The 19841-nt window shown below is 75.4% G+C and carries 18 protein-coding genes; 11 read left to right on the top strand and 7 right to left on the bottom strand.

Features of this window, described 5'->3' with window-relative positions:
* Positions 1-45: 45 nt before the first annotated feature.
* The 4 genes from ACI78Q_RS22410 to ACI78Q_RS22395 form a co-directional block, all read right to left on the bottom strand.
* Positions 46-1821 carry an acetyl/propionyl/methylcrotonyl-CoA carboxylase subunit alpha gene (locus tag ACI78Q_RS22410; RefSeq protein WP_456925674.1) on the bottom strand — a complete coding sequence of 592 codons (1776 nt, stop codon included), beginning with the start codon at positions 1819-1821 and terminating at the stop codon, positions 46-48.
* A 41-nt stretch (positions 1822-1862) separates the two neighbouring features.
* Entirely contained in the window at positions 1863-2471 is a 609-nt protein-coding gene (locus tag ACI78Q_RS22405; RefSeq protein WP_456925673.1) for a Maf family protein, read from the bottom strand.
* A 73-nt stretch (positions 2472-2544) separates the two neighbouring features.
* The gene (locus ACI78Q_RS22400) at positions 2545-2760 is read right to left on the bottom strand and encodes an acyl-CoA carboxylase subunit epsilon (protein ID WP_456925672.1); all 216 of its coding nucleotides are present in this window, start codon (positions 2758-2760) and stop codon (positions 2545-2547) included.
* A 70-nt stretch (positions 2761-2830) separates the two neighbouring features.
* Positions 2831-4459, bottom strand: coding sequence for an acyl-CoA carboxylase subunit beta (locus tag ACI78Q_RS22395; protein WP_456925671.1), 1629 nt, complete (start codon positions 4457-4459; stop codon positions 2831-2833).
* Between the two features lie 70 nt (positions 4460-4529).
* Here ACI78Q_RS22395 and ACI78Q_RS22390 point away from each other — a divergent pair, with 70 nt between their 5' ends.
* The 6 genes from ACI78Q_RS22390 to ACI78Q_RS22365 all read left to right on the top strand — a co-directional run bounded on the left by ACI78Q_RS22390 (position 4530) and on the right by ACI78Q_RS22365 (position 12230).
* Positions 4530-5369, top strand: a complete 840-nt coding sequence (locus ACI78Q_RS22390; RefSeq protein ID WP_456925670.1) for a biotin--[acetyl-CoA-carboxylase] ligase — start codon at positions 4530-4532, stop codon at positions 5367-5369.
* Positions 5370-5400: 31 nt separating this feature from the next.
* Positions 5401-5958 carry a PH domain-containing protein gene (locus tag ACI78Q_RS22385; protein ID WP_456925669.1) on the top strand — a complete coding sequence of 186 codons (558 nt, stop codon included), beginning with the start codon at positions 5401-5403 and terminating at the stop codon, positions 5956-5958.
* Between the two features lie 79 nt (positions 5959-6037).
* Positions 6038-7189, top strand: a complete 1152-nt coding sequence (locus ACI78Q_RS22380) for an exonuclease SbcCD subunit D (protein ID WP_456925668.1) — start codon at positions 6038-6040, stop codon at positions 7187-7189.
* On the top strand, positions 7186-10146 hold the full coding sequence (locus ACI78Q_RS22375; protein WP_456925667.1) for an AAA family ATPase: 2961 nt from the start codon (positions 7186-7188) through the stop codon (positions 10144-10146). Before ACI78Q_RS22380 ends, ACI78Q_RS22375 begins: the two co-directional genes overlap by 4 nt.
* Positions 10147-10260: 114 nt before the next feature.
* Positions 10261-11850: a methyltransferase domain-containing protein gene (locus ACI78Q_RS22370; protein ID WP_456925666.1), complete on the top strand. Its 1590-nt coding sequence runs from the start codon at positions 10261-10263 to the stop codon at positions 11848-11850.
* Complete coding sequence (locus ACI78Q_RS22365) at positions 11850-12230, top strand: hypothetical protein (protein ID WP_456925665.1); 381 nt, start codon at positions 11850-11852, stop codon at positions 12228-12230. The genes ACI78Q_RS22370 and ACI78Q_RS22365 overlap by 1 nt, the downstream gene beginning before the upstream one ends.
* Positions 12231-12257: 27 nt before the next feature.
* On the opposite strand, the gene ACI78Q_RS22360 is transcribed toward ACI78Q_RS22365, so the two are convergent.
* Positions 12258-12749, bottom strand: a complete 492-nt coding sequence (locus tag ACI78Q_RS22360) for a GtrA family protein (protein WP_456925664.1) — start codon at positions 12747-12749, stop codon at positions 12258-12260.
* Positions 12750-12891: 142 nt separating this feature from the next.
* On the opposite strand from ACI78Q_RS22360, the gene ACI78Q_RS22355 reads away from it, so the two are divergent.
* The 5 genes from ACI78Q_RS22355 (at position 12892) to ACI78Q_RS22335 (ending at position 18324) form a co-directional block, all read left to right on the top strand.
* On the top strand, positions 12892-13557 hold the full coding sequence (locus ACI78Q_RS22355; RefSeq protein ID WP_456925663.1) for an SGNH/GDSL hydrolase family protein: 666 nt from the start codon (positions 12892-12894) through the stop codon (positions 13555-13557).
* A gap of 31 nt (positions 13558-13588) precedes the next feature.
* A complete protein-coding gene (locus ACI78Q_RS22350; protein ID WP_456925662.1) occupies positions 13589-14839 on the top strand; it encodes a 5-(carboxyamino)imidazole ribonucleotide synthase in 1251 nt (416 codons plus the stop codon).
* Positions 14836-15348, top strand: a complete 513-nt coding sequence (gene purE, locus ACI78Q_RS22345) for a 5-(carboxyamino)imidazole ribonucleotide mutase (RefSeq protein ID WP_456925661.1) — start codon at positions 14836-14838, stop codon at positions 15346-15348. Before ACI78Q_RS22350 ends, purE begins: the two co-directional genes overlap by 4 nt.
* A gap of 49 nt (positions 15349-15397) precedes the next feature.
* Positions 15398-16555 carry an acyl-CoA dehydrogenase family protein gene (locus tag ACI78Q_RS22340; RefSeq protein WP_456925660.1) on the top strand — a complete coding sequence of 386 codons (1158 nt, stop codon included), beginning with the start codon at positions 15398-15400 and terminating at the stop codon, positions 16553-16555.
* Positions 16556-16653: 98 nt separating this feature from the next.
* Positions 16654-18324 (top strand): SpoIIE family protein phosphatase, encoded by a 1671-nt coding sequence (locus ACI78Q_RS22335; protein ID WP_456925659.1) that lies wholly within the window; start codon positions 16654-16656, stop codon positions 18322-18324.
* 39 nt (positions 18325-18363) lie between these two features.
* Here the strand turns inward: ACI78Q_RS22335 and ACI78Q_RS22330 are convergent, their stop codons facing one another.
* Both ACI78Q_RS22330 and ACI78Q_RS22325 read right to left on the bottom strand, forming a co-directional pair.
* Positions 18364-19185 (bottom strand): DUF1028 domain-containing protein, encoded by an 822-nt coding sequence (locus ACI78Q_RS22330; protein WP_456925658.1) that lies wholly within the window; start codon positions 19183-19185, stop codon positions 18364-18366.
* A 28-nt stretch (positions 19186-19213) separates the two neighbouring features.
* Positions 19214-19840: a 3-oxoacid CoA-transferase subunit B gene (locus ACI78Q_RS22325; protein WP_456925657.1), complete on the bottom strand. Its 627-nt coding sequence runs from the start codon at positions 19838-19840 to the stop codon at positions 19214-19216.
* Position 19841 lies beyond the last annotated feature (1 nt).

Here is a 19841-nt window from a genome sequence, read left to right as displayed (position 1 = left end):
GCCCGCCACCGCAGCCGCGGTGGCGGGCCCTCGTCGTCCCCGGGTCTACTCGGCGTCGGCGATCGTGCAGATCACCGCGCCGCTGGAGACCGAGGCGCCGACCTCGGCGGAGAGGTCCTTCACGACGCCGGCCTTGTGCGCCGCGATCGGCTGCTCCATCTTCATCGCCTCGAGGACGACGACCAGGTCGCCCGCGGCCACCGTCGCGCCCTCCTCGACCGCGACCTTGACGATCGTGCCCTGCATCGGGCTGGTCAGGGAGTCGCCGGAGGTCGCCGACCCGCCGTGCCCGTGCCCGCGCCGGCGCGGCTTGGCCCCGCCGCCGGCCGCTCCGCCGCTCCCGCCCACCCCGCCGCCGCCGGCGGCCAGGCCCGCGGGCAGGGACACCTCCAGGCGGCGTCCGCCGACCTCCACGACGACGGTCTGCCGCGGCTCGGCGTCCTCGGCCTCGGCCGGGGCGGCGTCGTACGGGGGAACCTGGTTGTCCCACTCGGTCTCGATCCAGCGGGTGTGCACCGTGAACGGCTCGCTGGTGAACGCCTCGTCGCGGACCACGGCCCGGTGGAAGGGGATCACCGTCGGCATGCCGTCGACGAGGAGCTCGTCCAGCGCCCGGCGGGCCCGCTGCAGCGCCTCGGCGCGGCTGGCGCCGGTGACGATCAGCTTGGCCAGCATCGAGTCGAACGCGCCGGCCACCTCGCCGCCGGTCTCCACCCCGGAGTCCCAGCGCACGCCGGGGCCCTGCGGGATCTCCAGCCGCCGCACCGGACCGGGGGCGGGCATGAAGTTGCGGCCGGCGTCCTCGGCGTTGATGCGGAACTCGATGCTGTGCCCGCGGGGCGTGGGGTCCTCGGTGACCTCCAGCGGCAGGCCCTCGGCGATCCGTAACTGCTGGCGGACCAGGTCGATGCCCGAGGTCTCCTCGCTGACCGGGTGCTCGACCTGCAGCCGGGTGTTGACCTCGAGGAAGGAGATCGAGCCGTCGGCGCCGACGAGGTACTCCACCGTGCCGGCCCCGTGGTAGCCCGCCTCGGCGCAGATCGCCTTGGCGGAGGAGTGGATGCGCTCCCGCTGCTCGTCGGTGAGGAACGGCGCCGGCGCCTCCTCGACCAGCTTCTGGTTGCGCCGCTGCAGCGAGCAGTCGCGGGTGCCGACGACGACGACGGTGCCGTGCGTGTCGGCCAGCACCTGGGCCTCGACGTGCCGCGGCTTGTCGAGGAACCGCTCCACGAAGCACTCGCCGCGGCCGAAGGCCGAGACCGCCTCGCGGACGGCGGAGTCGAACAGGTGCGGGATCTCCTCGATGGTGCGGGCCACCTTCAGTCCGCGGCCGCCGCCGCCGAACGCCGCCTTGATGGCGACCGGCAGCCCGTGCTCCTCGGCGAACGCGACCACCTCGTCGGCGTCCTTCACCGGCTCCTTCGTGCCCGGCACCAGGGGGGCGCCGGCCTTCATCGCGATGTGCCGGGCCTGCACCTTGTCGCCGAGGGCGATGATCGCCTCGGGGGAGGGGCCGATCCAGGTCAGCCCGGCCTCGAGGACGGCGCGGGCGAAGTCGGCGTTCTCCGACAGGAAGCCGTAGCCGGGGTGGATCGCGTCCGCACCGGACTGCTTCGCGGCGTCGAGGATCTTCTCGATCACCAGGTAGGAGTCGCCGGGCGTCGTCCCGCCCAGGGCGAACGCCTCGTCGGCCGCCCGCACGTGCAGGGCGTCCCGGTCGGGCTCGGCGTAGACGGCGACGCTGGCCAGCCCGGCGTCCTTGCAGGCGCGGGCGACACGCACCGCGATCTCTCCGCGGTTGGCGATCAGGACCTTCTGCACCGTGTTCTCCTCGGGGTTCGGGCTCTGTGGGGCGAGCGGGTTCAGCGGCGCCAGAGGTCGGTGATCGTCAGCCCGCGCTTGGCCAGCTGCGTGCGCAGCACCGCCAGCGAGAGCCCGACCACCGCCGCGGGGTCGCCGTCCACCCGGCGGACGAACGGCGCCCCGAGCCCGTCGAGGGTGAAGGCGCCAGCGACGGCGAGCGGCTCGCCGGTGGCCAGGTAGGCCTCGATCTCCTGCGGCGTCGGGTCGGCGAAGTGCACCACCGTGGAGACGACGGCGACGTCCCGGCCGAGCACCTGGCCGTCCTGGACGTCGAACAGGGCCTGGCCGGTGTGCAGCACGCCGCTCCTGCCGCGCATCCGCTGCCAGCGGTCGCGGGCGTCGTGGACGTCGGTCGGCTTGCCCATCTGGTGGCCGCGGAACTCCAGCAGCGAGTCGGCACCGATGACGAGCGCGTCGCGCTCCCGCTTGGCGACGGCCGAGGCCTTCGCCGCGGCCAGCAGGGCCACCTGCTCGCCGACCCGCGGCGCGCGCACGGCGCTCTCGTCGACGTCGCTGACGACGACCTCGGGGCTCAGGCCGGCCTGCCGCAGCAGCGCCAGCCGCGCGGGGGACGCCGATGCCAGCACCAGCCGGCGGTCGACACTCATGGGTTCTCCTCGTCCAGGTCCATCTGCTGCCCCCGCGGCGCTGCTGCCCGGGGGCCGGGGCGCCCACACGCGTTCACGCGAAGCGGCCCGAGGCGCGCCAGCCGCCGGGGCCGGCGCGCAGCGGGGCGCGTTGGGCGTCGCCGGGGGACGCCCACGCCCCGACCGGTGTCGGCCGGCGCCGCTCCCGTCGCTGCGCCAGGGTGGCGACCACGACGGTGAGGGCGGCGAGCTCCTCGGCGGTGGGCCGGCCCGTGACCACCCGCAGCAGCGGGCGCTGCGGCTCACTCACCGTGTCGTCCCCCGCTCCGCGAGGCTGTTCGCTCCGCTCCTCGGTCGCTGGCGCTCCCTGCGATGCTCGCTCACAGGGGGATGTTCCCGTGCTTCTTGGGCGGGAGGGTCTGGCGCTTGTTGGCCAGCAGGCGCAGCGCGCGCGTGACCTGCACGCGCGTGTGGGACGGCCGGATCACCATGTCCACGTACCCACGGTCGGCCGCGATGTACGGGCTCAGCAGCGCGTCCTCGTACTCGGTGATGAGCTCGGCGCGCCGCGACTCGGGGTCGTCGGCCTCGGCCAGTTCCTTGCGGTAGAGGATGTTGACCGCGCCCTGGGCGCCCATGACCGCGATCTGCGCCGTCGGCCAGGCGAGGTTGAGATCCGCGCCCAGGTGCTTGGAGCCCATGACGTCGTAGGCGCCGCCGTAGGCCTTGCGGGTGATCACGGTGATCTTCGGGACGGTGGCCTCGGCGTAGGCGTAGATCAGCTTGGCGCCGCGCCGGATGATGCCCTCCCACTCCTGCGAGGTGCCCGGCAGGAAGCCGGGGACGTCGACGAAGGTCAGCACGGGGACGTTGAAGGCGTCGCAGGTGCGCACGAAGCGCGCGGCCTTCTCGCTGGCGTCGATGTCGAGCGTGCCGGCGAACTGGGTGGGCTGGTTGGCCACCACGCCCACCGGCCGGCCCTCGACCCGGCCGAAGCCGGTGACGATGTTGGGCGCGAACAGCGCCTGCACCTCGAGGAACTCGCCGTCGTCGAGGACGTGCTCGATGACGGTGTGCATGTCGTACGGGGTGTTCGGCGAGTCCGGGATGAACGTGTCGAGCTCGAGGTCGTCCTCGGTGACGCCGTCGGGGACGGTGACGTCGACCGGGGGCACGTCCTCGACCGGCAGCGGGTCGAGGTTGTTGGAGGGCAGGTAGGACAGCAGCGCCTTGACGTAGTCCAGCGCGTCGTTCTCGTCCTCGGCCAGGTAGTGGGCGACCCCGGACTTGGTGTTGTGCGTGCGGGCGCCGCCGAGCTCCTCGAGGGTGACGTCCTCGCCGGTGACGGTCTTCACCACGTCGGGGCCGGTGATGAACATCTGGCTGGTCTGGTCGACCATCACGATGAAGTCGGTCAGCGCGGGGGAGTAGACGTGGCCGCCGGCCGCGGCGCCCATCACCAGCGAGATCTGCGGGATGACGCCGGAGGCGTGCACGTTGCGCCGGAAGATCTCGGCGTAGAGGCCGAGGGCCACCACGCCCTCCTGGATCCGCGCGCCGCCGCCCTCGTTGATGCCGATGACGGGGCAGCCGTTGCGCATCGCCAGGTCGAGCACCTTGACGATCTTCTCGCCGTAGACCTCGCCGAGGCTGCCGCCGAAGACGGTGACGTCCTGGGAGAAGACGCAGACCGGCCGGCCGTCGACGGTGCCGTGGCCGGTGACCACGCCGTCGCCGAAGGGCCGCCGGGCGTCCATGCCGAAGTTGGTGGAGCGGTGCCGGGCGAACTCGTCGAGCTCGGTGAACGACCCCGGGTCCAGCAGTGCCTCGATCCGCTCCCGGGCGGTCATCTTCCCGGCCGCGTGCTGCTTCTCCACCGCGCGCTCGGAGCCCGCGTGCGTGGCCTCCTGGACGCGCCGCTCGAAGTCCGCGAGCTTGCCCGCGGTCGTGTGGATGTCGACGTCGCCGGTCACGTGGTCGCCGGCGCTCTCGGGTTCGGCCGCGCTCACCGCGACCCGCTCCGGTGCCGGCTCGGTCGCTCGCTGCGATGCTCGCTCACGAGTTCCGTAGCGTAGGGGAGTGCCAGAACCGACGCCGTCCCGCTCGGTCGACCCGGACCGGCCGCCCCTCGACGCGGCGGAGGTGGCGGCCGCGCTCACCTCGGACAGCGTCCTGTGGCGGTCGCTGCGCGTGGTCGAGGAGGTCGGCTCCACCAACGCTGTCCTCGCGGCCGAGGCGGCGGAGGAGGCTCCGGAGGGCACGGTGCTGATCGCCGAGCACCAGGCCGCCGGCCGCGGTCGCCTGGACCGCACCTGGGCCTCGCCGCCCCGTGCCGGGCTCACCGTCTCCCTCCTGCTGCGCCCCGACGTCCCCGCCGCGCGGCGCGGCTGGCTGCCGCTGCTGACCGGAGTGGCCCTGGCCGAGGCGGTCGGCGACGTCCCCGGGGTCCGGGCCGCGCTGAAGTGGCCCAACGACCTGCTCGCCGCCGACGGGGCCAAGCTCGCCGGCATCCTCGCCGAGGTGGCGTCCGGGGCGGTCGTCGTCGGGGTCGGGCTCAACGTGTCCACCCGCGCCGACGAGCTGCCCGAGGGCGGCACCTCCCTCGCGCTGGCCGCCGGGGCGCCGGTCGACCGCGCGGCGGTGCTGCTGCGCTTCCTGCGCGGGTTCGAGCGCCGCTACCTGCCGTGGGTGCGGGCGCTGGGCGACCCGGTCGGCACCGGCCTGGCCCGCGACTACCTGGCGTGGTGCGCCACGGTCGGGAGGGAGGTTGTGGTCACGCTGCCCGACGGCTCCGGCGTCGAGGGCGTCGCGGAGGCGGTCGACTGGGACGGCCGGCTCGTCGTCCGGACGGCGGCCGGGCGCCTGGAGCTGGCCAGCGGTGACGTGCGACACGTGCGGACACCTCCCGGAGGACAGTGACGGTCCGACTGCGCTGAGTCATCCTGGCGCGGTGCCGTACCCGGACAAGCTGCTCGCCGACGACGAAGAGGTCGTCCGCCACCTGCACCCTCACTGGCTGACCATCTTCTGGCCGATCGTGGCCTTCCTCCTGGTGGTGGGGGTCGCCTCCTTCGGTGCCGCGCTCGTGCCGGACGGGCGGCAGCAGGGCGTCGTCCGGATGGGCGTCGCGGGTGTGGCCCTGGCCCTGCTCGCGTGGTTCGTGCTGGTGCCGCTGCTGCGGTGGCGCACCACCCACTACGTCATCACCACGCACCGGCTGCTCTTCCGGGAGGGTGTGCTCGCCCGCCGGGGCCGCGACATCGGGCTGTCCCGCATCGCCGACGTCTCCTACCGCCAGACGCTGTGGGAGCGGGTGGTCAACTCCGGGACGCTCACCATCGAGTCGACCGGGGACGGCGGCGCCACGGTGCTGCGGCGGATCCCCGACAGCGACGGGGTGCAGCAGCTGCTCAACCACATGATCGAGGAGGACGCCGACCGGCGCGCCCAGGAGGCGGCCGGCTACGTCTCCGGCTGGGACACGGCGTACCCGACCGCCCGGCTCTGACGGCGGCTGCGTGGTGTGACGGATCCGTTCGGGCGCGGCACGCCGGTTCTGTCGGTACCCCGACCTACCTTCTGCGCCCATGCGGCTGCTGCACACCTCCGACTGGCACATCGGCCGCTCCCTGCACGGTGCCGACCTGCTCCGCGAGCAGGAGGCGGCGCTCTCCGGACTGGCCGACGTGGTCGTCGCCGAGTCGGTCGACGCGGTGGTCGTCGCCGGTGACGTCTACGACCGTGCGGTGCCCTCGGCCGACGCCACGGCGGTGCTCGACCGGGTGGTCGGCCGGCTGCTGCGCGCCGGCGCCACCGTCGTCCTGACGCCGGGCAACCACGACTCCGCGCGCCGGCTGGGCACGTTCTCCGGGCTGCTGTCGGTCGCGGGCCTGCACGTGCGCGCCGCGACCGGCGGGCTCGACGAGCCGGTGCTGCTGCGCGACGAGCACGGGGAGGTCGCCGTCTACGGGCTGCCCTACCTGGAGCCGGAGATCGCCCGCCACGAGCTGGGCGTGCCGGCCGCGCGCAGCCACGAGGCGGTGCTCGCCGAGGCGATGGACCGGGTGCGCGCCGACCTCTTCCTCCGCCCCGGCGCGCGTTCGGTGGTGCTGGCGCACGCCTTCGTCGGCGGCGGCGTGCCGAGCGAGAGCGAGCGCGACATCTGCGTCGGCGGCGTCGACCTGGTGCCCGCCGCGGTCTTCGACGGCGTCGACTACGTGGCCCTGGGGCACCTGCACCGGCCGCAGACGCTCACGCCGCGGCTGCGCTACAGCGGCTCGCCCCTGGCCTACTCCTTCGGCGAGGCCGGCCAGCACAAGCAGGCCTGGCTGGTCGACCTCGACGCCGGCGGGCTGGCCGAGGTGCGCCCGCTGCCCCTGCCCACGCCCCGGCCGCTGACCGTCCTGACCGGCACCCTGGCCGAGCTGCTCGACGACCCGGCCCACGCGAGCGTCGAGGAGCACTTCGTCTCCGCCCGGCTGACCGACGCCGCCCGCCCGACCGACCCGATGCGGCAGCTGCGCGGCCGCTTCCGGCACTGCGTGCACCTGGAGTGGACCGGCGGTGACGCCGGGGGAGACGGCCGCAGCTACCAGGAGCGGCTGCGCGGCCGCAGCGACATCGACGTGGCCGGGGAGTTCGTCACCCACGTCCGGGGCGGGGTCGCCGCCAGCGCCGCCGAGCGCGATCTCCTGGCCCGGGCCCTGGGCGCCGAGGCCCGCGAGGAGGCGGCCCGGTGAGGCTGCACTCGCTCGCCCTGTCCGCCTTCGGGCCCTTCGCCGGCACCGAGACCGTCGACGTCGACGACGTCGCCCGCGACGGGCTGTTCCTGCTGTGGGGCCCCACCGGTGCGGGCAAGACGACGCTGCTGGACGCCGTGGTCTTCGCCCTGTACGGCACCGTGCCGGGTGCCCGCGGTGAGGAGAAGCGGCTGCGCAGCGATCACGCCGACGCGGCCACCCGCACCGAGGTCTCCCTCGAGCTGACCCTGGCCGGGGAGCGGCTGCTCGTGGTGCGCCGCCCCGAGCAGACCCGCCCCAAGAAGCGCGGCGCCGGTGAGACCACCGAGCAGGCCAAGCTGCTGGTCCAGCGGTGGGACGGCGCCGGCTGGGAGCCGGTGAGCACCCGGATCGACGAGGGGTCGGAGTACCTGCGGGTGCGGCTGGGCCTGTCCGCCGAGCAGTTCTGCCAGGTGGTGCTCCTGCCGCAGGGCGACTTCGCCCGGTTCCTGCGCGCAGAGCCGGAGGACAGGGCGCGGCTGCTGCGCACGCTGTTCGACGTCGGCCGGTTCGCCCGCGCCGAGGAGTGGCTGGCCGCCGAGCGGCGCGCCGTCGAGGAGACCCTGCGCGCCGACCGGCACCGGATCAGCACGCTGCTGCACCGGGTCGCCCAGATCGCCGACGTGGAGGTGCCCGAGCAGCTGGCGCCCGAGCTGGTGGGGGCCCGCCCCGGGACGACGGTCGGCTCCTGGGTGACCGCCGTCCGCACGCGGGCCGCGGCCGACCGCACGCGGGCCGCTGCCGACGCCGAGGAAGCCGCCGCCGCGAGCGCCCGGCTCGACACCGAGCTGGCCGACGCCCGCGCACTGGCCGGGCGGCACGACCGCCGCGACCGCGCCCGCGAGGAGCTGGCCCGGCTCGACGCACGGGAGGAGCAGCTCACGCCGCTGCGCGCCCGCGCCGACGCCGGGCGCCGCGCCGAGGGGCTGCGCGACGTCCTGGAGGCGGCCGGCCGCTCCGCGCTGGAGGCCGAGGCCGCCGCTGCGGCGCTGACCTCATCGCGGGCCGCCTGGGCAGCCGTCGCCGACGGGCGCGACGCGGACCTCCTGCTCGCCCGCGAGCTGCGCGACGAGGCCGCCGCGGCCCGTGCGCTGGCGCCCGAGGCCGACCGGGCGGACGCGCTGACCCGCGAGCTGGCCCGCCTGGCGCGCGAGGGGGCGGCGCTCACCGGCCGCTGCGACGAGGGCGCCCGCGTGGCGCAGGAGTGGCCCGGCCGCGTCGCCGACGCCCAGAGCCGGCTGGACGCGGCGCTCGCAGCGGCGGCCCGGCTGCCCGGGCTGACCGCCGCCGAGGAGACGGCCCGGTCGGCGCTGGCCGCCGCGACCGCCGCCGAGCGGGTGGCCGCCGACCTCGAGGCGGCCCGCACCGCCGCCGACGCCGCCCGCACGGTCTGGCTCGAGGCGCGGGAACAGCTGGTGGAGCTGCGCACCGCCCGGCTCGACGGGATGGCCGCGGAGCTCGCGGCCGGGCTGGCGCCGGGCGCCGACTGCCCGGTCTGCGGTGCCACGGAGCACCCGCGCCCGGCACGGCCGACCGGCCGTGGGGTCTCGGCCGACGACGAGGAGCGGGCGCGGGCCGCCGCCGACGCCGCCGAGGCCCGGGCCGCCGCCACCCGGGGCGTCGTCGACGAGCGCGACCGGGAGCTCGCGGTCCTGCGCGCGCGGACCGGCGAGCTGCCGGTGGCGGAGCTGGCCGCCCGTGCGGCGGAGGCCGGCGCCGAGCTCACCGAGGTCGCCGCGCGCGCCCGGGCCGCCGACGACGCCCGCCGGGCGCTGGCCGCGGCCGAGGCCGGCCGGGACGCCGCCGCGACCGCGCTGGCCGCCGATCGCGAGGAGTTGCAGCGCTGCGTCGCGGAACGCGCGACCCGCGAGGAGGCCCTCCGCGAGCTGGCGGCGCGGCTGGACGCCGCCCGGGGCGAGGACCCCGACCTGCCGACGCGGGTGCGGCGGCTCACCACGGCCGCCGAGCGCTGCGAGGCGGTCGTCGCCGCCGAGGCCGCGGAACTGCGGGCCCGCACCGCCGCGGAGACCACCCGGCGCACCGCCGCCGGGCGCGCCGCCACCGCCGGGTTCGACGACCTGCTCGACGCGGCCGGCGCCCTGTTGGAGACCGGTGAGCTCGCCGCGCTGGAACGCCGGCTGCGCGAGCACGACGAGGCCCGCTCGGTCGTCGTCGCCACCCTCGCCGACCCCGAGCTGACCGACCTGCCGGAGCGGCCCGACCTCGCGGCCCTCGAGCAGCGGTGCGCGGCGCTCACCGCGCGGCGGGAGGAGGCGGTCGCCACCCTCGCCCAGGCGCGGCGCTGCTCCGGTGCCCTCGACACGCTGGCCGGTGAGGTGGTCGCCGCAGAGGTCGAGCTCGGCGAGCGGCGGGCCTGGGCCGAGCAGGTCACCGGCCTGGCCGACCTGGTCACCGGCCGGGGCGCGAACACCTTGCGCATGCGGCTGCAGTCCTTCGTGCTGGCGGCCCGGCTGGAGCAGGTCGCCGAGGTGGCCAGCCGGCGGCTGCAGGACATGTCGGGCGCCCGTTACACGTTCCTGCACAGCGACGCGCAGGGCCGCCACGGCGCCCGCGGCGGCCTGGGGCTGGACGTGTTCGACGAGTACACCGGCACCCGCCGGCCCACCAAGACCCTCTCCGGCGGCGAGAGCTTCATGGCCTCCCTGGCGCTGGCGCTCGGGCTGGCCGACGTCGTCACCGCCGAGGCCGGGGGCGTGCAGATGGACACGCTCTTCGTCGACGAGGGCTTCGGCACCCTCGACGCCCAGGCCCTCGACGCGGTGATGAACGTGCTCGACGAGCTGCGCCGTGGCGGCCGCACCGTCGGAGTCATCAGCCACCTCGAGGAGCTGCGCACGCGCATCCCCACCCGGCTGGAGGTCGTCGCGGGGCGGCACGGGTCGCGCCTCGCGAGTTGAGCCAGCCCCGGTCCGGGGCAGGGGTCGCCCAGTCCCGTGGGGCCCCTGGGGTTGGAGAGGACGGATCCGTCCCGCGGCACGCAGAGTCCCGGGAGAACGACCTACAGTGAGTTGATGCCCCCACCTCAGGAGGCCTCGGGCAGCCTGCCGAGGCTGTTCGCGGACCGCAGCGAGCTCACCCTGCGGGTGGCTGACCCCGACTGCGTGCCGCCGGTTCTCGACGTCCTGCTCGAGGGGTACCGGACGGCGTCCCTCCGCAGCGAGGCCGCGACCTGGTCCCCGGAGGGAGACGCGCGGTTCTCCTGGCCTGCGGCCCTCGCGACCCGGTTGGCGGGGGCCGCCGAGGTCGTCGTCCGGGACCCGGTGTCGAAGCAGGTCCTCGCGCGGGCGGACGTGGACTTCGGCGGCGGGCCGGGGCGCCTGACCCTGCGCGACGAGCAGGGCAGGTGGCTGTCGGTCAACAAGTGGGGGCGGCTCGCGCCCAGCTTCGACGGCCTGAAGCCGGCCGCTCGCCGCACCCTGCAGGACCGCCTGCTGGACCACCTCGCCACCGTCCAGCACGAGCTGGAGGACCTCGGACTGCAGCCGTTCGTCTGCTACGGCACCCTCCTGGGCGCGGTCCGCGACGCGGACCTCATCCCGCACGACGACGACGCCGACCTGGGCTACCTGTCCCGGCTCGACAACCCCGCCGACGTCGTCCGCGAGAACCTCGAGCTCGAGCGGGCGCTGCGGCAGCGCGGGTACTCCGTCACCCGGCACAGCGGCGGGCACCTGCAGCTCACCTTCGGAGCCGGCGGCGGTGCGCCCGAGTTCTACATCGACGTCTTCACCGCCTTCGTCGTCGACCGGCGGACCTACCTCTGCTTCCAGGTCGGTGCCGACGACCTGGAGCTGGCGACACGGTCCGAGGTGACGCTGCGGGGGCGGCGCTTCCCGGCGCCGGCCGCCGCCGAGGACCTGCTGGCCGCGACCTACGGGCCGGGCTGGCGGACCCCGGACCCCTCGTTCACCTTCACCACGCCGCACTCGGTGCGGTCCCGGATGCAGACCTGGATCGGAGAGTTCAACATGCAGCGCGACTACTGGCAGGACTTCTACTCGGGCTCGGACGTCGGACGCGTCCCGGCCGCGGAGTCCGACTTCGCCACGTGGGTCGCCGGGCAGTTGCCGGCCGGGGCCGGCGTGCTGGACGTCGGGACGGGGACGGCGCGGGACGCGCGGTTCTTCGCGCGCAGGGGACGCCCCGTGCTGGCCGTCGACTACTCGGCCGCGGCGATCGAGCGGGCCACGGCCCTCGCGCAGCGGGAGGGCTGGGACGCTGACTTCCGGGTGGTGAACCTGGCGGACCTGCACCAGGTGGGCACGCTCGTCGGCGAACTGTCGCCCGACGTCGGCTGGCACCTCTACGCCCGCTTCCTCGTCCATGCCATCGACGACGAGGCCCGCGCGAACCTGTGGGCCCTCGCCGGCGCCGTGGCCCGCCGCGGGGGCGAGTGCTGGCTCGAGTTCCGCACCGCGGAGGACGAGCGAGCCGAGCACGTCTTCGGGGAGCACTACCGCCGGTACCTCGACCTGGAGCAGGTCGTCATCGAGGCCAAGGAGCGGGATCTGCAGGTCATCGACTCCGTCCACGGTCGCGGCCTCGCCGTCTACAAGGACGAGGACCCCTGGGTGGCCCGCCTCCGGCTCGGAGCCGCCTGATGCCGGCCCGGCGGCTGGCCGGCGCAGCGCTGCGTCGTCTGGCACCCCGCACGTTCCACGCCCTCGAAGAGGTCCCGGTCCTCACGGAGCTGGTGCGGGGACTGCGCGACGACCTCGACGTCCTCCGGACGCAGGTCCGCGAGCTCGGCGAGCGGTCCGACGGCATCCGGGCCGACCTGGAACAGGCCCGGACGCGGGGCGGGGTGGCCGACGATGCGATCGCGCGGCTCTTCGGCCGGGTCGACGGCATCGACGCGACGGTCGCAGAGGTGCAGACCGGCCTGGCCGAGTCGCGCCGTCTCTCCCTGCGCGTGGCACAGATGACGGACCTGGTCTTCGACCGGCTCGGGGGGTCCAACCCGGACGGAACGCGTTCCTGAGTCCCCGTCGACGCCCGACCACGGGCGTCACCCCCGCGTGGCGGGCCGTTCGGCCGGGAGCGGCAGGGGCTCCACGGGCGCCTCGGGGAACACCCACCCGCGGTAGGCGACGAAGCGGATCACGGTGCCGACGCCGATCGACACCACGTTCGCCGCCTGCAGGACCCAGGCGCTCTCCTGTCCCAGCGGGTAGCGGACGAGGGCGACGATGGCCAGACCCAGGAGCAACGTGGCCGCGTTGACCGCCCAGAACAGCAGGTACTCGCGACGCAGGCCGGTCCGCGCGCGGCGGCGGAACGACACGTACCGGTGGCCGACGAAGGCCGCCGTCGTCGCCACCACCGTGGACACCAGCTTGGCGACGACCGCTCCGGTACCGGTCTGGGTGTAGAGCAGGGAGAAGATCGACAGGTCGAGAACGAAGCAGAGCGCGCCGACGGCGCCGAAGGCGGACAGCTCCCGCAGCAGGGACCGCCACGTGTCGGCGAGTCGCCGGGGAACTCGTCCGGCGACCGGCATGCCGGGGAGTCTACGAGGGGACGTCGGCCCGTACGGCGCACGCGCGGATCCCGGGCGTCGGGAGGCCGGTGGTCGCGGTGGGAGAATCCGCCGCGTGCACCATCGGTCCCGCCCCAGCGGTCTGTCTGCAGTACCGGTCGCGATGCTGCTGACCGCGGTACTCGCCGTCCTGGCGGCCTGCTCCTCGGGCTCGTCCTCGGAGGTGCTCGCGGAGTCGGCCGCCCCGACCGGCAGCTCCGGTGGTGCCGAGCCCGTGCAGGAGGTCCTCCGGTTCGGCGTGGTCGGTGACTCGATCACGGCCGGCACGACCGCACCCGTGGAGGGGACGCGAGCCGACGGTGCAGGGTCCTGGATCCCCGCCGCGGCCGTGCCGCCCCTGGAGTTCGCCGGGGGATGGGCGGTGCCCGGCGCGCGGACCGAGGACATGCGGGCGGGGGTCGGTCCGGTCGACGCCGACGTCCTCGTCGTCATGGCCGGGACCAACGACGTGCAGCTCGGCGACCCCTGGACACGGAGCAGCGAGAACCTGGTCACGATCGTGGCCACTGCGGGCGTCGCGGACGTCGTGCTCGCGGCGATCCCGCCGCTCGACCGGGCGCCACAGCAGGCGCTGGATCACAACGTGGGCCTGCAGCAGCTGGCTGCCGAGCACGGGTGGTCCCTCATCGACCCGTGGACCGACCAGAGGACTCCTGCGGGCACCTGGACGGCCGGTGCCAGCGGGGACGGCGTGCACCCCACGGAGCAGGTCGCGGATCTCGTCGGCTCCCGCATCCGCGCCGCGCTGCTCGACCGTGCCGACGGCTGACCCGCGAGCGGCAGCTAGCCTTCCGAGCGTCATGACTTCCCGTTCCGCACACCCGACCGGTGACGCAGCTGCGGGCCTCGACCCGCGCACCGGGCTCCCCGTGGTCGCGATGGTCGGTGGCGGGCAGCTGGCCCGCATGACGCACCAGGCGGCGATCGCCCTCGGCCAGTCGCTGCGGGTGCTCTCGACCGGCCCGGACGAGTCCGCGTCGCTGGTCGCCGCCGACGTCCGGCTCGGCGACCACCGCGACCTCGAGGCGCTGCTGTCCGTTGCCGAGGGCGCCACGGTCGTGACCTTCGACCACGAGCACGTCCCCACCGAGCACCTGCACGCGCTCGAGGCCGCCGGGCACCGCGTCGCTCCCGGGCCGGAGGCCCTGGTGCACGCGCAGGACAAGCTGGTCCTCCGGCGGGCGCTGGCCGAGGCGGGGGAGCCGCAGCCCGCGTGGGCCGAGGTGGCCTCCGTCGACGAGGTCGCCGCCTTCGGTGACCGGCACGGCTGGCCGGTGGTCGTCAAGACGCCGCGGGGCGGCTACGACGGGCGCGGGGTGTTCGTCGTGGCCACCGCGGACGACGTCGCGGAGCTCTTCACCCGGTACGACGTCCTGCTCGCCGAGCAGCGGGTCCCGATGGTCCGGGAGCTGTCGGCGCTGGTCGCACGCTCGCCCTTCGGCCAGGTCGCCGTCTGGCCCGTGGTCGAGACCGTGCAGCGCGACGGCATCAACACCGAGGTGCTCGCGCCGGCGCCGGGCCTGGACGAGGCCACCGCGACCGCCGCCCAGGAGCTCGCGGTGCGGGTGGCCGACCGGGTCGGCGTCGTCGGGGTCATGGCCGTGGAGCTGTTCCAGACGGCGGACGGCGTCCTGGTCAACGAGCTGGCCATGCGCCCGCACAACTCCGGGCACTGGACGATCGAGGGTGCGCGCACCAGCCAGTTCGAGCAACACCTGCGGGCCGTCCTGGACTACCCGCTGGGCTCCACCGGGATGACCGCGCCGGTCGTGGTGATGGCCAACGTGCTGGGCGGCCGCGCCGCGGCGGAGGGCTGGGCCGGTCCCGGGCTCGACGAGCGGGTCCACCACCTCATGGCGCACTGGCCCGACGTGAAGCTGCACTGGTACGGCAAGGGCCAGCGCCCCGGCCGCAAGCTCGGCCACGTGACGGCGCTGGGGGACGACCTCGACGAGGTGCGGGCCCGCGCCGTGGCCGCGGCGCGCTACCTGTCCGACGGCGAGATCGACCCGGCCTTCGCGTTCGCGACCGAGCACCGAGGAGCCCCGTGAGCAGCGCCCCTGGCCCCGTCGTCGGCATCGTCATGGGCAGCGACTCCGACTGGCCGATGATGGAGCCCGCGGCCGAGGCCCTCGCCGAGTTCGGCGTCCCGTACGAGGTGCACGTCGTCTCCGCCCACCGCACCCCCCGCCGGATGCTCGACTACGCCGAGGCGGCCGCCGGCCGCGGGCTGCGCGTGGTCATCGCGGGCGCCGGGGGAGCGGCCCACCTGCCCGGGATGGTCGCCGCGGCCACGCCGCTGCCGGTGATCGGCGTCCCGCGGCCGCTGGACCGCCTCGACGGCCTGGACAGCCTGCTGTCGATCGTGCAGATGCCGGCCGGCGTGCCGGTGGCGACGGTGTCCATCGGCGGGGGCCGCAACGCCGGGCTGCTCGCCGTCCGCGTCCTGGCCGCGGCCGACCCGGAGCTGCGGGCGGCCGTGCAGCGCTTCCAGACCGAGCTGGCCGACGCGGTCGTGGCCCGGGACGCGGCGCTGCAGGAGCGGCTCGCCTCCTCCTGACGGGGGCGCGTGCGTCGTCTTCGGGGCCGCCGGGTCCTACCATCTACCCGTGGGTAACAACGCCGGCGGGCTGTACGCGCTGACCGAGGAGCACGACGCGATCCGGGCCGCGGTCCGGGACATCGCCGAGCGGGAGATCGCCCCGTTCGCCGCCGAGGTGGACGCCGAGTCCCGCTACCCGATCGAGGCCCAGAAGGCGCTGACCGCCGCGGGCTTCCACGCCACCCACATCCCCGAGGAGTACGGCGGCGAGGGCGCGGACCCGATCGCGACCTGCATCGTCATCGAGGAGGTCGCCCGCGTCGACGCGTCGGCCTCGCTGATCCCGGCGGTCAACAAGCTGGGCTCGATGCCGATCATCCTGTCCGCGTCGGAGGAGCTCAAGCAGGCCGTGCTGCCCTCGATCGCGGCCGGTGAGGCGATGATCAGCTACGGCCTGTCGGAGCGGGAGGCCGGCTCGGACGCCGCCGCGATGCGGACCTGCGCCCGCCGCGAGGGCGACTCCTGGGTGCTCAACGGCACCAAGGCGTGGATCACCAACTCCGGGGTCTCCTCCTGGTACACGGTCATGGCCGTCACCGATCCGGAGAAGGGCGCCAACGGCATCTCGGCGTTCGTCGTGCACGAGGACGACCCGGGCTTCGCCGTCGGGCCCAAGGAACGGAAGATGGGCATCAAGGGCTCGCCGACCTGCGAGCTGTACTTCACCGACTGCACCATCCCGGCCGACCGGATCATCGGCGAGCCCGGCACCGGCTTCAAGACCGCGCTGCGGACGCTGGACTTCACCCGCCCGACCATCGGCGCGCAGGCCGTCGGCATCGCGCAGGGCGCGCTGGACGCCGCCGTGGAGTACACCCGCGACCGCAGGCAGTTCGGCCGGGCCGTGTCCGACTTCCAGGGCGTGCAGTTCATGCTCGCCGACATGGCCATGCAGATCGAGGCCGCCCGGCACCTGGTCTACGTCGCCGCCGCACGCGGTGAGACCGGCGGTCCGGACCTCGGCCGGCTGTGCGCCTCGGCCAAGGCGTTCGCCTCCGACGTCGCCATGCAGGTGACCACCGACGCCGTCCAACTGTTCGGCGGCGCCGGCTACACCCAGGACTTCCCGGTCGAGCGGATGATGCGCGACGCCAAGATCACCCAGATCTACGAGGGCACCAACCAGATCCAGCGCATGGTGATCGCGCGGAGCCTGCTCAGGTAGGCCGCGGGCGGAGAGCGTCGCCCCGGGGATCGGATCTGCCGTAGCCTCTGCACACCCCCCAGGGGCGCGGGGGCGGTCTCGACGGAGCCGGGGTCGCGGTGGGCACGACGCTCTCCCCGCGGGGTGCGGACGCGGTCGCACGCCTGGAGGAGCGTGAGGAGCCGGTCGCCTCCTTCGACCGCGACTGGTGCATCCGCTCCGTCAGCCCGGCCCTCGCCCGGTTGCTCGGCCGGACCGTGGCGGAGCTGGTGGGCCGCACCATCTGGGTCGCGCTGCCCGAACTGGGCGGCACGATCTTCCACAGCTTCCTGCTCCGGGCCCGCAGCACCGGGACGCCGGTGACCTGGTCGGGCTTCTACCCGCCGGCCGGCCGCTGGCTCGAGGCCACGGCGGTCGTCGAGGACGACCTGCTGCAGGTGACGGCGCGGGTGGTCGCGGGCGGGCGGGCCGGGCACCTCGCCGACGCCGCGGCGGCCCGGCAGCCGGGCGAGGGCGCCGACCGGCTGCGCTTCCTGGCCGAGGTCAGCGAGACCCTGATCGCCACGCTGGACACCGGCGAGGCCGCGACCCGGCTGGCCGAGGTGGCGACGCGGCGGCTGTGCGACTGGGCGTTCGTCGCGCTGCGCGGCGAAGACGGCCGCCTCGGCGAGGACGCCTGGGCACACCGCGACCCGGCCCGGCGCGCCGACCTGCAGACCTACCTCACCGGGCGGCTGCGGGACGCCGGCGACGCCGTCCTGCACAAGGCGCTGCTGTCGGGCGCGCCGGTGCAGATGACGACGATGGACCCCGCGCGGGTGGCCCCGACCCTGCCCACCGAGGAGGTCCGCGCGGCCTGGCGGCGGCTGGGCACCACCTCGTGCCTGATCGTGCCGCTGCGCGCCCGCGGGGAGACCTTCGGCGCGATGGCGCTGCTCAACGCCGGTGACCGGCCGCCGCACAGCGAGATGGAGATCGCCACCGCCGTCGAGGTCGCCCGCCGCGGCGCGCTCGCCCTGGACAACGCCCGTCTCTACGGCCGGCAGCTCACCGTCGCCGTGACCCTGCAGCACAGCCTGCTCACCCCGCCGCCGCGACCGGAGGGTCTGCAGGTCGCCGTGCGGTACCGGCCGGCCGCGGCCCACCAGCAGGTCGGCGGCGACTGGTACGACGCGTTCACCCGGCCCGACGGGGCCACCCTGCTGGTCATCGGCGACGTCGTCGGGCACAACGTCGCCGCCGCGGCGGCGATGGGGCAGATCCGCAGCATGCTCCGGGCCATCGCCTTCGACCGGGCCGAGAGCCCGGCCCGGGTGCTGACCCGGGTCGACGCCGTCCTCGCCGGCCTGCGCGTCGGCACGCTCGCCACCACCCTGGTCGCGCACGTCGAACCGCCGCACCCGGCCGACGGGGCGCGCACGCTGCACTGGTCGTCCGCCGGGCACCTGCCCCCGCTCCTCGCGCACCCGGCCGGCACCGTGGACGTGCTCGACCGCCCGCCCGAGCGCCTCCTCGGCACCGACGCGCCCGGTCCGCACACCGACCACGAGGGGCGGCTGTGCCCCGGTGACACCCTGCTGCTCTACACCGACGGCCTGGTCGAGCACGGCCGCCGGGTCCTCGACGACGGCATCGCCGAGCTCACCGACGTCCTCGGCGGGCTCGCGACGCTGCCGCTGGACCGGCTCTGCGACCGGCTGCTCGACCGCCTCGTCACCGGGGGCACCGACGACGACATCGCGCTGCTCGCCGTCCGGTGCCACCCGAGGGACGGCGGGCCGGCCGGCTGACCCCGGCCCGGCCGCAGGCCACGCGCGGCGGCGACCGGCTCACTCGAGCAGGCGCGAGACCCCCGACAGCCGGGAGTCGCCGGCCATCGCCGACAGCCAGGCCGACCAGCCGGGGCGGGCCCGCATCGCCTCCAGGGCGGCGCGGGCCCCGGCCCGGTCGCCGCGCTGCGAGGCGGCCAGCGCCGCGTAGAGGTCGCGGGACCCCTCGGGGGCGAACAGCGCCAGGTGCTCGTAGTCGCGCTCGTCGTAGGCGCGCTGCAGGTTGCGCAGCATCCGCAGCTGCGCCACCGGGTCGCCGGAGTCGTCGACCCGCAGGTCCATCCGGACGCCGTCGTCCTCGTCGGTGGCGGGGGAGCCGCTGACCACGAGCAGCGCCGCGGACTGCCGGCCGCGCACGTCGCCGCCGGCGTCCTGCCCGGCGGTCAGGGCGGCCAGCAGCCGGTCGGACAGGTCGCCGCGGGCCGCGGTGAACGCCTGCGCCATGGCCGGCAGCACCTCCGGGGAGGCGAGCATGTTGCCCTGGACGCTCATCCCGTCGCCGAGCACGTGCCCGCTGACCGGGAACGAGCCGCGGCCGGTGTCGGCGGCCACCCGGCCGGCGGTGTCGAGGACGGCGATCTGCCGGTCGGCGTCCTCGGCGGAGTGCGCCGCCCGCTTGACCAGGTCGGCGGGGGCGGCGCCGTCCGCCAGGCCGTGCAGCAGCGCCGGCCCCAGCCCGCGTCGGCTGCGGGCCTGGGCCGCCACGACGCCCACGCCCGGGCGGGCGGTCGGGACCGCCCGCCCGACGGCGAGGATGCAGGACGAGACGGCGATGCCCAGGTCCCCGGTGGCCGGGTCCCGAGCGACGACCGAGAAGGTCACCGCACCTCCTCGCCGCCGCCTGCCGCGGTCAGGCGACGGTGGCGGGCAGGGGCATCTCGTGGACGTCGTCGGCGATGGTGAGGGGGGCGCCGGTCTTGGCGGTGACCTCCTCGACGGGTACGCCGGGGGCGGTCTCGCGCAGGGTGAAGCCGGTGGGGGTGATGTCGATGACGGCGAGGTCGGTGATGATCCGGTCCACGCAGGCCCGCCCGGTCAGCGGCAGGGTGCACTCGGCGACGAGTTTGGCCGAGCCGTCGCGGGCGGTGTGCTCCATCATGATGATCACCCGCTTGGCGCCGTGGACGAGGTCCATCGCCCCGCCCATGCCGTTGACCATCTTGCCGGGGATCAGCCAGTTGGCCAGGTCTCCGCGCGGGTTGACCTGCATGGCGCCGAGCACGGCGACGTCCAGGTGGGCGCCGCGGATCATGCCGAAGGACAGCGCGGAGTCGAAGAAGGCCGCGCCGGGCAGGATGGTGACGGTCTCCTTGCCGGCGTTGATCAGGTCCGGGTCCTCCTCGCCCTCGACCGGGTAGGGGCCCACGCCCAGGATGCCGTTCTCCGAGTGCAGCACCACGTGCACCCCGGCGGGCACGTGGTTGGGCACCAGGGTGGGCATGCCGATGCCCAGGTTGACGTACTGGCCGTCGGCCAGT

The organism is Geodermatophilus sp. SYSU D00705, from assembly GCF_054050135.1.
This window is presented reverse-complemented; position numbering and strand designations above follow the sequence as displayed.